Source organism: Corynebacterium sp. AOP12-C2-36, from assembly GCF_052379185.1.
GTDB lineage: Bacteria > Actinomycetota > Actinomycetes > Mycobacteriales > Mycobacteriaceae > Corynebacterium.
The window spans coordinates 1-11594 of record NZ_JBQSYJ010000002.1; the positions used below are offsets into that span (position 1 = coordinate 1).

An 11594-nucleotide genomic window follows, 5' to 3' on the forward strand; every position below is an offset into this window, starting at 1 on the left:
TCCGCTGCGTCGGGCAAGCCAGTAGCAACACCTCTGGCCCACGAGAAATATTGATGCCGGGTATTCCTTTTCCCCTGGGCACGGTGTTAGTTAGTAGAACTACCGACCGACACCGGTCCCACAACTGAAAAAAGGAGTCACCATGCCCACCCCTCCCATGTCCAAGCGCCTCTGGGCCGAGTTCCTCGGCACCTTCTGGCTCGTCTTCGGCGGCTGCGGTTCCGCCGTGCTCGCCGCGAAGGTCCTCTCCGACGAGTCGGGCAGCACGATCAACATGGGCATCGGCTTCGTCGGTGTCGCACTCGCCTTCGGCCTGACCGTGGTGACCGCGGCCTACGCCGTCGGCCACATCTCCGGCGGCCACTTCAACCCGGCCGTCACCCTGGGCTGCGCGGTCGCCAAGCGCGTCGAGTGGTCCGCCGTGGTGCCGTACTGGGTCACGCAGGTCGTCGGCGCCACCGTCGCCGGCGGCGTCCTGTGGGTCATCGCCGACGGGAAGGACGGCTTCAGCGCCAGCGGTTCCGGGTTCGCGACGAACGGTTACGGCGAGTTCTCGCCGGACGGCTACTCGATGCTCGCGGTGCTGGTCACCGAGGTCGTGCTCACCGCCGTGTTCCTCTGGGTGATCCTCGGGGTGACCTCGAAGAAGGCCCCGGCCGGTTTCGCCCCGTTGGCGATCGGTCTCACGCTCACGCTGATCCACCTGATCTCGATCCCGGTGTCCAACACCTCGGTGAACCCGGCCCGTTCGTTGGGTGTGGCGTGGTTCGCCGGCGGCGATGCGCTCGGCCAGGTGTGGCTGTTCATCCTCGCACCGCTGGTGGGTGCGGCGATCGCGGGCGTGAGCTACGCCTTCCTCACCGGTGACGAGGACGACGAGCACGCCGAGGAGGAGGCCCGCGTCGGCGCGGGTGCCTGATCCGTTCCGGCGGTAGCAGTCACAGCAGCTACAGTCGCCGGCGGAGCCAGGCGGAGAACTGGTCGACGACGACCACCAGGACGAGCACCATGATGATGTAGGTGAACATCTCGTCGAACTGGAAGGTCTTGATCGACCGGTTGATCAGCAGCCCGATGCCGCCGGCGCCGACGAGTCCGAGCACCAGGGAGCTGCGCACGTTCACGTCGAAGCGGTAGAGCAGCAGGCCGGTGAGCTGGGGCAGGGACATCGGCAGGGTGGCGTGCGCGATCGGCTGCAGGCGGGACGCCCCGGCGGTGCGTAGCGCGGTCTGCGGCCCCTGGTCGGTCTCCTCGACGGCCTCGGCCCAGAGTTTCCCCATCACCCCGGTGTTGTGCAGGATCAGCGCCATCACGCCGGCGAAGGGCCCCAGGCCCACGGCGGTGACGAGGATCAGGGCGAAGACTATGTCCGGGACCGCGCGCAGGAAGGACAGGACGCTGCGGCACGCCTGGTAGACCGCCCGGTTGGACGTCACGGTGCGCGCGGCACCCATGGCGAGCACGAAGGCGAAGGGGATGGAGAAGGTCGTGCCGAGCAGGCCGATCCACAGGGTGGTGAGCAGGCCCTGCAGGCCGGGGAGCACCACGGGGTCCCAGGAGAGGTCCGGGGGCACGGCCTCGACGAAGAAGTCGACGATGTTCGACCAGCCGGCGACGAGCCGTTCGAGGTAGAACTCGGTGCTGTCCACCGCGATCCAGTGCACGGCGACGAGGGCGGCGAGCGCCGCGGCCCAGGTGAGCGTCCTGCGGCGGGTGTCGCGCGGCGGGACGGGGGACGGCGCGACGAGCGCGGGGGACGCGGGGGACGGGGAGGAGGGGGCGGACGGGGGCGGGGAGGTGACGGTCATGCGGGGGCCTCTGTCGTGTCGGTGGCGGCGGTGTCGGTGGTGTCGGTGGCGTAGAGCCGTGAGATGGTCGCCAGGTCGGTCTGCGCGGCGGGACGGTTGAAGGCGACGCGCCCCCGGCGCAGTCCGACGACGGTGTCGCAGTAGTCCAGGGCGAGTTCGGGCTGGTGGACCACGCACACGCAGGTGATGCCGGCGCTGCGGGCGATGTCGCGCAGCAGGGCCATGACCTGGTGGGCGGCGGTGGGGTCGAGGGCGGAGGTCGGTTCGTCGGCGAGGATCACCGTGGCGCGCTGGCACAGGGCGCGGGCGACGGCCACGCGTTGCTGCTGCCCGCCGGACAGCGAGCCGGCCCGGTCGTGGGCGCGGTCGGCCAGGCCCACGCGCCGCAGGCAGCCCATCGCCTCCTCGCGCAGGGCGGTGGGGAAGGTCAGGGTGCTCAGTCCGCGCCAGCGCGGGACGTGGGCCAGGCCGCCGGCGCAGACGTTGTCGAGCACGCTGCGCCGGGGCACGAGGTGGACCTTCTGGAAGATCATGGCCGTGCCCACGCCGGAAGGCACGGACACCTCGCCGCGGCCGTGGGTCTCCAGGCCGGCGATGATGCGCAGGGCGGTGGACTTGCCGCTGCCGTTGGCGCCGAGCAGGGCGACGGTCTCGCCGCGGTGGGCGTCCAGCGAGACGTCGTGCAGGACGTGGTTGTCGCCGAAGCTCTTGGAGATGTGGGTGACGCGCACGAGCCGGTCGGCGGCGACGTCGGGTGGGGTGCTGGTGTCGGTGGGGGTCATTCGACGTCCTCGGGGGTCATGCCGAGCTCGTCGGCGAGGTGGAAGAGGGAGCGGTAGTCGTCCTTGGCCACCGCGACGAGCGGGCCGGGCGGGTCGATGTCCAGGAATCCGGCGACGGCGGTGAGGGTCTCGGGGTCCAGGCTGGTCAGCGCCTCGCGCAGGTTCTCCTTGAGTTCCGGGTTGGCGTCGCCGGCGATGGTGATCGGGTCGTTGGGGATGGGGTCGGACGACCAGATCTGCCGGAAGTCGTCCGGGTCGAAGGTGCCCTCGGCGCTGGCGCTGCCGACGGTCTGGGAGTTGATCTGGGCGGCGTCGACCGCACCGTTCTTCAGCGCGAGCAGGGCCTCGGGGTGGCCGCCGGCGTAGTCCATGGTGAGGTCGTCCTCGGTGAGCCCGGCGTCGGAGACGGCCATGCGGGGCAGTGCGTCGCCGGAGGTGGAGCCCACGCCGCCGAGGGCGAGCTGGCGTCCGCGCAGGTCCTCGACGGTCTTCACGGGGGAGTCCTCGGCGACCCAGATGCCGGCGGTGTAGGTGGAGAGTTCGCCGCCGGCGTCGCCGAAGGAGACCACGGGTTCGGCGTCGGCGATGCGGTCGGCGAAGACGTAGCCCAGGGGGCCGAACTGGCCGAGGGTGAGCGAGCCGTTGCGCATGGCCAGCACCTCGGCGGAGTAGTCCTCGACGATCTGCACGTCGACCTCGCAGTCGAGCGTCTCGCCGAGGTCGTCGGCGATGACCTGGTAGGCGGGTTCGAGTTTGTCGGGCGCCTCGTAGGGTTCGATGCCGAAGGCGATCTTGCCGTTGGGGCAGGTGGGGTCGTCGGGTCCGTGCCCGCCGGGCGCGCAGGCGGTGGCCGCGGCGAGCAGGACGGCGCAGGACGCGGCGAGCGCCGCGCGGTGCGCGGTGGTGGGCATCAGGTGGCCCTTCACAGCGCCGCGGGGACGGGCGCGCCGCCGAGGATGCGCTCGGCGAGGCCGAAGGACAGGGTCATGCCGATGCCGGAGGTGACGACGGCGACGGTGGTGCGCTCGTCCGGGTGGTGCAGGACGAGGTTGGTGGTGGGGGAGTCGGCGTAGCGGCCCTGCCAGCGTTGGCGCACCACCGGCTCGTTGATGCCCAGGTAGGCGGTGGTGCGGTCGAGCAGGAGCTGGGACTGGGCGGCGTCGATGAAGGGTTCGGGGCTGTCGTCGTAGTCGTGGGAGTCGCCGACGAGGATGCCGCCGGGCACGGCGGTGGCCATGACGTTGGCGACGGCCTCGGTGAGGGCGGGCTCGCGGGCGGCGAGTTCGGCGCGCAGGGCGTCCACCCCGGGCATCGCGGCGATGCCGTCGTAGCGGGTCATGGAGGTGCCGGTGAGCATCGCCAGGTCGTCCGGCGTGCCTGCGGGCCGGTCGATGAGCGCCATGGTGAGCGTGCAGGTGCGGATCTGCCTGTCGGTGACGAGCTCGGGGAAGATGTCGTTGACGTCGTTGCCGGGGCAGACGACCACGCGGGGGGCGCGGAAGGTGCCGCGGCTGGTGTGGACCTCGCCGTCGGCGACGGTGTGCACGAAGGTGCGCCAGATGAAGCGGACGCCGCGTCCGGCGAGGTACTGGGCGAGGGCGGGGGCGGCCTCGCGCGGGTCGACGCGCATGTCGCGCGGCAGGTGCGCGCCGCCGAGGCAGGCCAGGTGCGGGTTGCCGAGGCGGGCACGGACCTCCTCACGGTCGATGAGCCGGACGTCCTGCGCGCCGCGGTGGGCGTGGAACTCCCTCAGGACCTGCATCTCCGCCCCGGTGACGGCGGGAAGGACGGTGCCGGGGCGGGTGGCGCGGAAGCCGGCGTCGGCGGCGGCCGCCGTCCAGCCGGCGGCGGAGGTGGCGGCGAGGTCCTGGAGGGTGTCGTCCTGCGCGGTGAAGCAGGCGTGGCCGAAGTTCTGGACGGAGGCGCCGACGGGTCGGTCGGAGCGGTCGATGACGTGGACGGTGAGGCCCTGGCGGTGGGCGCGCCAGGAGGTGGCGAGGCCGAGGATCCCGGAGCCCACGACGATGAGGTCGGCGGTGTAGGTCATGGTGCTCATTGTGGGGCGGGTCCGCCGACCTGTCCACACTTGTACGGACAAGTTCATGAACAGTTCACGTGTTCACGGCACGTTCAGCACATGTTGGCGTGCTGTTCCGCTGGCGGAGCAGACAAACACCAGGTGGATGCTGCTAGTATCCGTGGACATGAAACCCGACCCCGCGCCGAACCTGCACGTACAACTTCAGGACTACCTGCGCGAGATGATCACCTCCGGTGAACTCCGCCCCGGCGACGCGATCCCCAGCGAGGCCGAGCTGTGCCGCCGCTTCAACTCCTCGCGCAGCCCCGTGCGCCAGGCCGTCACCGCGCTGCGCACCGAGGGGCTGATCTCCGGCGGGCAGGGCCGACGCTCCATCGTGCAGTCCCCGGCCAGCTCGCAGAGCTTCACCACCCTGCTGTCCTTCACCGAGTGGTGCCGCTCCCTCGGCGCGGTCGCCGGGCAGCGCACCCTGGAACTGGCCCAACGTCCCGGCACCGACGAGGTCACGGAGGCCTTCGGCCTGGAGCCCGGCACACGCGTGGTGGAGGTCCTGCGCCTGCGCAGCATGGACGGCGAGCCGGCGATGCTGGAACGCGCGGTCTTCCCGCCGGACGTCGGACGCCACCTCTTCGACTTCGACACCGACGCCGGCTCCATCTACGAGCACCTCACCGACGCCGGCGTCGAGCTCTACCGCGCGGAGAACCGGATCGACGCCCTCGCCGCCCCGGACGTCGACGCCGCGCACCTCGGCGTGGCGTCCGGCGCCCCGCTGCTGCGGGTGCAGCGGCGCACCAGCGACCCGCGCGGACGCCTGCTCGAGATCGCCGACGACCGCTACCTCCCCGACCGCGCCGCGTTCACCGTGGTCAACACCCGTTCCGGCGCCGCCGGGCTCTCCCGACTCCCCACCCACGACAGGACCGCATCATGACCCTCATCGTCTGCGACATCGCCGGAACCACCGTCAACGAGGACGGCATCGTCTACCGTCAGCTGCGCGAGTGCGTGGAACGACGCGGCGTGTCCGTCACCGCCGCGCAGGTCAACGCCGTGAAGGGGACGGAGAAGCGCTCCGCGATCGCCACGCTGCTCGGCGGTGCGGGGGACGTGGCCGACGTGGACGACGCCGTGGTGGACGCCGTCTTCGCCGACTTCATGGAGGGGCTGCGCCGCGAGTACGCCGCGCACCCGCCGCGTCCGATTGATGGAGTGGAGGAGGCCCTGTCACGGCTGCGGGAGGACGGCGCGGGCATCGCGCTGACCACCGGTTTCCAGCGCCCCATCGCCGACATCGTGCTCTCCGCCTGCGGCTGGAGCGTCCGCGACCGCGCGCGGGACGCAGCGCAGGACGCCGGGGACGCCGGCGCGTCCGGCTTCGTGGTGGACGCCCTGGTCACCTCGGACACGGTCGCCGCGGGGCGTCCGGCACCGTACCTGATCCACCACGCCATGGAGATCACCGGCGTGACCTCGGTCGACGACGTGGTCTCCGTCGGCGACACCGTGGCTGACCTGCGCGCTGCGGCGAACGCGGGGGTGCGCGGCGTCGGCGTGCTGACCGGCTCGGTGGACCGGGCGGTGCTCGCCGCCGAACCCCACGCGCTGATCCTCGACAGTCTCGCCGACATCCCGGCGCTGCACGAGGTGCCCGCCGGTCACTGAGGGGTTTGAGGGGTGCAGGGGTGTGGGGTCAGAGGTCGGCGGCGTCGCCGAGGTAACCGACCAGCGGGCGCGGTTCGTCGATGACGGAGAAGTCCGTGGCGTCGCCGGTGATGATGCGTGACCTCTCGCCGCCGACCGCGGTCGGCACCGCGCCGGCCAGCGTCACGCGCCGGATCTTGCGGTGGTGGTCGCCGAAGTCCTTCACCCCGTAGTGCTGGGTGGCGTGGTTGTCCCAGAGCACCACGTCGCCGTCGTTCCAGTTCCAGCGGAAGGTGTTGTCCTCCTTGGTGATGCGGTCCTGGAAGGCGGAGAAGAGGTCCTGGAACTCGCGGGGCTTCAGCCCGGTGAAGCCCTTCACGAAGTGGCCCAGCAGCAGGGAAAGCTCGCCGGTCTCCGGGTGGACGTGGACGACCGGGTGCTCGGTCTCGAAGACGTTGCGGGTGAACTCGCGGCGGTGCTCGGAGTCGTCCTCGGACTGGTGGCCGGCGGCGTAGTCGTACTCGTTGGAGTGCGTGGCCCAGAGGTTGTCGGCGAGGATGCGCAGGGGTTCGGGCAGTGCCTTGTAGGCGGCGGTGGTGTTCGCCCAGATCGTCGCCCCGCCGTAGGGAGGCAGGTCGATGGCGCGCAGGATCGAGATCTTCGGGATGCGGTCGACGAAGGTCACGTCGGTGTGCCAGGAGTTCGCCGCGCCCTCGAGCGTGAGACGTTCCAGGCCGGTGGAGTGCACGGTGGGGTGCGCCTGGGTGGGCGTGCCGAGTCGTTGGGCGAAGGCGTACTGGGACTCGTCGGTGAGGTTCTGGTCCCGGAAGACCACGGCCTTGTGGGTGGCCAGGGCGGTGCGGATGAACTCGACCTCGTCGTCGGTGATGTCGCCGCCGAGCCGGATGCCGTCGACCCGGGCGCCGATGTTCTGGCCGAGGCGGGTAACGGACGGGACGGGTGCGGCGTCCCGGACGGCTTCTGCGTTCTCGGTGGGTGCGGTGAGCGTACTGGTCATGGTGGTTCCTTCTTTCCGTGGTGGACTCGAATAGACTGCTCTGTCTATTCCGGTACGCTACGGAAGCGCCACCACGCGCGGCCAGCCTTCGCCTCACCCTGAACGGAAGTGCCGGGGGCCGAAATCGAGCGTGGGATGTCTGAATCACCGTGTTCAGGCATCCCACGCTCGATCTTCGCCCCTCTCCCCGGACATGAGGGGTACCAAGTTGGACCTGGGAGCGTTGAGTCGGCGAACTCAACGCTCCCAGGTCCAACTTGGTACCCCCTGGCACCGCGTCCCCGCCTCGCCGCGGTGCGCGCAACGGCCTGCGCCCCGTCGACCGGCTGGGCGGCTCAGTCGAAGGCGTCGGCGGCGTCGCGCGCCAGCTCGGCGAGGACGGCGGGGCTGTACGGTGCGCGTTCGCCGGGCACGTAGCGCACCGAGTGCAGGTCACCGCTGTACCGGTGGGAGCCGTGCGCCTCGTAGAGTCCCCAGTGCACCGGCCCGCCACGGTTCACGCCCACGTCGATGCCGCTGAACGGTGCCATGCCCACGAACGCCCACAACCCCGCCAACGTGCCGGACGTGCCGGACGCGCTGCGCTCCGCCTCCAGCGTCCACGTCGTGCGGAAGTCGGGCAGCGCCGTCGAGCGCAGCAGGACGCTCCGGCGTCCCTCCCGCAGGACGCCGGCGGCGACCTCGTGCAGCCGCCCGTACTCGTTGACCGCCAGGCGCACCTCGCCGGACCCGCCGTCGACGTAGACCACGTACCCGCCGCCCTGGTCGCCGTGGGCGACCAGCACCCCGGCGTCCCCCGGCGTGTACGTCACGTCGATGACCACCTCGAAGGAGCGCAGCTGGGTCAGCGCCGAGGAGCGGTAGCGCTCGAGTTTCGGGGTGCCGGGCAGCAGCGTCACCGGGGCCGACAGGCGGGTCTCGGCGGGACGGCGCAGCGACGCACGCGGGTCGCTGTGGTCGTTGAGCGGGAAGACCGTGTTCTCCCACGCGGCCTTCTCCTAGCGTGCGGCGAGGTCGCGCAGCACGTCCGGGTGTCCGGCGGCCACGTCGTAGAGCTCGTTGGGGTCGGACGCCACGTCGTAGAGTTCCCATTCGCCGTCGTCGAAGGAGGTGCCGGGGCGGTGGTCGGCGACGATCTTCCAGCCGTCGGCGTAGTAGCCGCGGTTGCCGCCGAGTTCGGCGTACTGCTCCGGGTGGGTGGACGGGTGCGCGGCGTCGCGCAGCACCGGGGCGAAGCTCACGCCGTCCGGCGTCTTCGCCGGACGCCCGCCGCGGGTGCCCGGGTGGGCCACGCCGGCGAGGTCGAGGATGGTGGGGGTCAGGTCGGTGACGTACTGGTACTGGTCGCGCAGTGCGGCACCGTCGGAGCGTCCCAGGCCTCCCGGCCACGACACCAGCAGCGGCACCCGTACGCCGCCGGCGTAGGTCTGCCCCTTGTAGAACCGGAAGGGCGTGTTCGACGCGTGCCCCCAGCCCTCCGGGTAGTGCGCCATCGAGCGCGGCCCGCCGATGAAGGACGGGTCGACGTCCACGTCGCCGTCCCAGTCGGACGGCAGCCCGGCGACGTGGGCGAAGCGGCTGAAGTAGGAGCGTGTGCCCTCCGGCCCGCCCTCGGCGGTGCCGCCGTTGTCGGAGGTGAACACCACGATGGTGTTGTCGCGTTCGCCCAGCTCGTCGAGCAGGTCGAGGACGCGGCCGAGGCTCTGGTCCACCGAGTCGACCATCGCGGCGTAGACCTCCTGGTAGCGCGCGTAGATCGACCTGGTCTCCTCGTCGAGGGAGTCCCAGGCGGGGATCTCGCGGCCGAGCTTGCCCTCGCGTTCGGGCAGCGGCGTGCCGGCCGGGATCACGCCGAGCTCGACCTGCCGGGCGTGACGGTCCTGCCGGACGCGGTCCCAGCCCACGTCGTAGCGTCCGCGGTGGTTCCCGATGTCGGAGTCCTTCGCCCCCAGCGGGCCGTGCATGGCGGTGTGCGCGAAGTAGAGGAGGAAGGGTTTGTCCGCGTCCGAGGCGCGCAGCGCCTTGATCGAGCCCAACGCCTCCTCGGTGTAGTCGTCGGTGAGGTAGTAGCCGTCCGGGGTCTGCTCGTGCTGGACGACGGTGTTGTCGCGCACCAGCTGGTTGGGGTGGAAGAAGGAGTTCAGCGCCTCCATGGAGCCGTAGTAGTGGTCGAAGCCGCGCTGCACCGGCCAGGACGACTGGTCCGCCGCGGCGTTCAGCAGGGCGTCGCGGGTGAGGTGCCACTTGCCCACGCCGAGGGTGGCGTAGCCGGCGTCGCGCAGGATCTCCGGGAGCGTGGCCACGTCGTCGCCGAGTTCCAGGCGGACGCCGGGGAAGCCGGGGTCGGAGTTGGCGACGTGGGCGAAGCCCGCCCGGTGCGGGTTCAGCCCGGTCAGCACCGCCGCGCGCGCCGGGGAGCACACCGGGGTGGTGTGGTAGTTGGTAAGCACGCGTCCCTCGTCGGCGAGGCGGTCGAGGTTCGGGGTGGGGATCTCGGAGCCGAAGGGGCCGATGTCGGAGTAGCCCATGTCGTCGACGAGCACGACGACCACGTTCGGTGCCCCGGGTGCGGCGCGGTTCTCCGCAGGCCAGGACGGTTCGGAGTCGGACAGGGTGCGTCCCACGCGGCCGTCGAAGTGCTCGTAGCCGCGGGCGTTTGCTGGTGCTCCCATCACGCACCCACCGTCGCGGGCCGCACGCGGGCGTCGCCGATGGATGGCACGGCCGCCAGCAGCTCACGGGTGTAGTCGGCGTCCGGGTGGGCGAACACGGCGTCGGTGTCGCCGTACTCGACCAGCCGGCCGCGGCGCAGCACGGCGACGGTGTCGCTGACCTGTGAGACCACCGCCAGGTCGTGGCTGATGAACACCATGGCGAACCCGAGGCGACGCTGGGTCTCGCGCAGCAGCCCGATCACCTCCGCCTGCACGCTGACGTCCAGCGCACTGGTCGGTTCGTCGGCGATGACCAGCGTCGGGTCCAGCGCCAGGGCGCGGGCGATCGCCACGCGCTGACGTTGCCCGCCGGAGAGCTCGGCCGGGTGACGCTCGGCGGTCCCGGGCGGCAGGTGCACGGCGCGCAGCAGTTCCTCGACGCGGTCGCGCCGGGCGGCCCGCGTGCCGACCCGGTGGATGTCCAGTGGCTCGCGCACGCTCCACCCCACGCTGTGGCGCGGGTCCAGGGAGGACGCCGGGTCCTGCGGCACCACGGCGACGAGCGCGTCCGTGGTCACCGTGCCGCCGGTGGGCTGCTGGATCCCGGCGATCACACGGCCCAGGGTGGACTTGCCGGAACCGGACTCGCCGACCAGCCCGAGCGTGGCCCCGGGGGCCACGGACAGCGTCACCGCGTCGAGTGCGGGGGAGGACGCCCGGGGGTCGTAGACCACGGTGACGTCCTGCACCGCCGCCGCCGGCGGCACTGCGCCGGACGTACCGGACGCACCGGACGTGCCGGACGTGCCGGCGTCGGGGCGTCCTGCGGCGAAGCGGGGGACCGCGGCGATGAGCGCGCGGGTGTAGGGCTCGCGCGGGGCGTCGATGATGCGGCGGGTGGGGCCCTGTTCCACGACCTCGCCGTGGCGCAGCACCACCACCCGGTCGGCGTGCTCGGCGACCACGCCCATGTCGTGGGTGATCAGCAGGACGCTCAGCCCGCGGGTCTCGCGCAGCCGGTCGAGCAGGGTGAGGATCCCGGCCTGCACGGTGACGTCCAGCGCGGTCGTCGGCTCGTCGGCGAGCAGGACGTCCGGCTCTCCGGCGAGCGCCAGGGCGATGGCCACGCGTTGACGCTGCCCGCCGGAGAGCTGGTGCGGGTAGGCGTCGAGCCGGGCGGCGGCGTCGGGGATCTCGACGGTCTCGAGCAGCTCCACGGCGCGGCGCCGCACGGCGGCCCGCTGCGTCCTGCCGTGTTTTCGGCCCTGTTTCCGGCCCTGCGTGTGCGCGGTGATCGCCTCGGCGAGCTGCCAGCCGACGGTGCGCACCGGGTTCAGCGCGGACTGCGGCTCCTGGAAGACCAGGCCCACCCTCGCGCCGCGCACGGCCAGCAGGTCGGACTCGTCGGCGTTGAGGATCTCGGTGCCGTCGAGCGTCACCGAGCCGGACGCCCGGGCGCCGGCGGGCAGCAGGCCCAGCACCGCACGCGCGGTCATCGACTTGCCCGAGCCGGACTCGCCGACCAGGGCGAGCAGTTCGCCACGGCCCAGGTCGAAGGACACCGAGACCACCGCCGGACGCGGGTGGGAGAAGGAGATGGACAGGTCACGGACGGAGAGGACGGGGGAGTTGTTCATGGTCGCCTTT

At 71.8% G+C, this 11594-nt stretch carries 9 protein-coding genes and 1 pseudogene; 3 read left to right on the plus strand and 7 right to left on the minus strand.

All coding sequences use genetic code 11. From position 1 onward, the window contains the following. Nucleotides 1–142 precede the first annotated feature (142 nt). Complete coding sequence (gene aqpZ, locus ACT3UN_RS01375) at nt 143–919, plus strand: aquaporin Z (protein ID WP_301444281.1); 777 nt, start codon at nt 143–145, stop codon at nt 917–919. A 28-nt stretch (nt 920–947) separates the two neighbouring features. On the opposite strand, the gene phnE is transcribed toward aqpZ, so the two are convergent. Genes phnE through ACT3UN_RS01395 form a run of 4 tightly spaced genes read right to left on the minus strand, consistent with a single transcriptional unit; the run spans nt 948 to nt 4637 of the window. Continuing rightward, the gene (gene phnE, locus ACT3UN_RS01380; RefSeq protein ID WP_444655852.1) at nt 948–1808 is read right to left on the minus strand and encodes a phosphonate ABC transporter, permease protein PhnE; all 861 of its coding nucleotides are present in this window, start codon (nt 1806–1808) and stop codon (nt 948–950) included. Then, on the minus strand, nt 1805–2590 hold the full coding sequence (locus ACT3UN_RS01385; RefSeq protein ID WP_444655854.1) for a phosphonate ABC transporter ATP-binding protein: 786 nt from the start codon (nt 2588–2590) through the stop codon (nt 1805–1807). Before ACT3UN_RS01385 ends, phnE begins: the two co-directional genes overlap by 4 nt. Continuing rightward, nucleotides 2587–3501 (minus strand): phosphate/phosphite/phosphonate ABC transporter substrate-binding protein, encoded by a 915-nt coding sequence (locus ACT3UN_RS01390; protein WP_444655856.1) that lies wholly within the window; start codon nt 3499–3501, stop codon nt 2587–2589. Before ACT3UN_RS01390 ends, ACT3UN_RS01385 begins: the two co-directional genes overlap by 4 nt. An 11-nt stretch (nt 3502–3512) precedes the next feature. Then, nucleotides 3513–4637, minus strand: coding sequence for a TIGR03364 family FAD-dependent oxidoreductase (locus tag ACT3UN_RS01395; protein WP_444655858.1), 1125 nt, complete (start codon nt 4635–4637; stop codon nt 3513–3515). Nucleotides 4638–4794: 157 nt separating this feature from the next. Between ACT3UN_RS01395 and ACT3UN_RS01400 the strand changes: the two genes are divergently transcribed. Both ACT3UN_RS01400 and ACT3UN_RS01405 read left to right on the plus strand, forming a co-directional pair. Beyond that, nucleotides 4795–5565 (plus strand): GntR family transcriptional regulator, encoded by a 771-nt coding sequence (locus ACT3UN_RS01400; protein WP_301444020.1) that lies wholly within the window; start codon nt 4795–4797, stop codon nt 5563–5565. Further along, the gene (locus ACT3UN_RS01405; protein ID WP_444655860.1) at nt 5562–6296 is read left to right on the plus strand and encodes an HAD family hydrolase; all 735 of its coding nucleotides are present in this window, start codon (nt 5562–5564) and stop codon (nt 6294–6296) included. Before ACT3UN_RS01400 ends, ACT3UN_RS01405 begins: the two co-directional genes overlap by 4 nt. A gap of 28 nt (nt 6297–6324) precedes the next feature. Here the strand turns inward: ACT3UN_RS01405 and ACT3UN_RS01410 are convergent, their stop codons facing one another. The 3 genes and pseudogenes from ACT3UN_RS01410 to ACT3UN_RS01420 form a co-directional block, all read right to left on the minus strand. Then, nucleotides 6325–7293, minus strand: a complete 969-nt coding sequence (locus ACT3UN_RS01410) for a TauD/TfdA dioxygenase family protein (RefSeq protein ID WP_444655862.1) — start codon at nt 7291–7293, stop codon at nt 6325–6327. A 335-nt stretch (nt 7294–7628) separates the two neighbouring features. Beyond that, nucleotides 7629–9965, minus strand: a pseudogene (locus tag ACT3UN_RS01415) (sulfatase-like hydrolase/transferase). Next, on the minus strand, nt 9965–11584 hold the full coding sequence (locus ACT3UN_RS01420; RefSeq protein WP_444655864.1) for a dipeptide ABC transporter ATP-binding protein: 1620 nt from the start codon (nt 11582–11584) through the stop codon (nt 9965–9967). Before ACT3UN_RS01420 ends, ACT3UN_RS01415 begins: the two are co-directional and overlap by 1 nt. Nucleotides 11585–11594 lie beyond the last annotated feature (10 nt).

Coding starts and splice junctions, on each gene's coding strand:
- aqpZ (WP_301444281.1), top strand. CDS start 143: ATGCCCACCCCTCCCATGTCCAAGCGCCTCTGGGCCGAGTTCCTCGGC.
- phnE (WP_444655852.1), bottom strand. CDS start 1,808: ATGACCGTCACCTCCCCGCCCCCGTCCGCCCCCTCCTCCCCGTCCCCC.
- ACT3UN_RS01385 (WP_444655854.1), bottom strand. CDS start 2,590: ATGACCCCCACCGACACCAGCACCCCACCCGACGTCGCCGCCGACCGG.
- ACT3UN_RS01390 (WP_444655856.1), bottom strand. CDS start 3,501: ATGCCCACCACCGCGCACCGCGCGGCGCTCGCCGCGTCCTGCGCCGTC.
- ACT3UN_RS01395 (WP_444655858.1), bottom strand. CDS start 4,637: ATGACCTACACCGCCGACCTCATCGTCGTGGGCTCCGGGATCCTCGGC.
- ACT3UN_RS01400 (WP_301444020.1), top strand. CDS start 4,795: ATGAAACCCGACCCCGCGCCGAACCTGCACGTACAACTTCAGGACTAC.
- ACT3UN_RS01405 (WP_444655860.1), top strand. CDS start 5,562: ATGACCCTCATCGTCTGCGACATCGCCGGAACCACCGTCAACGAGGAC.
- ACT3UN_RS01410 (WP_444655862.1), bottom strand. CDS start 7,293: ATGACCAGTACGCTCACCGCACCCACCGAGAACGCAGAAGCCGTCCGG.
- ACT3UN_RS01420 (WP_444655864.1), bottom strand. CDS start 11,584: ATGAACAACTCCCCCGTCCTCTCCGTCCGTGACCTGTCCATCTCCTTC.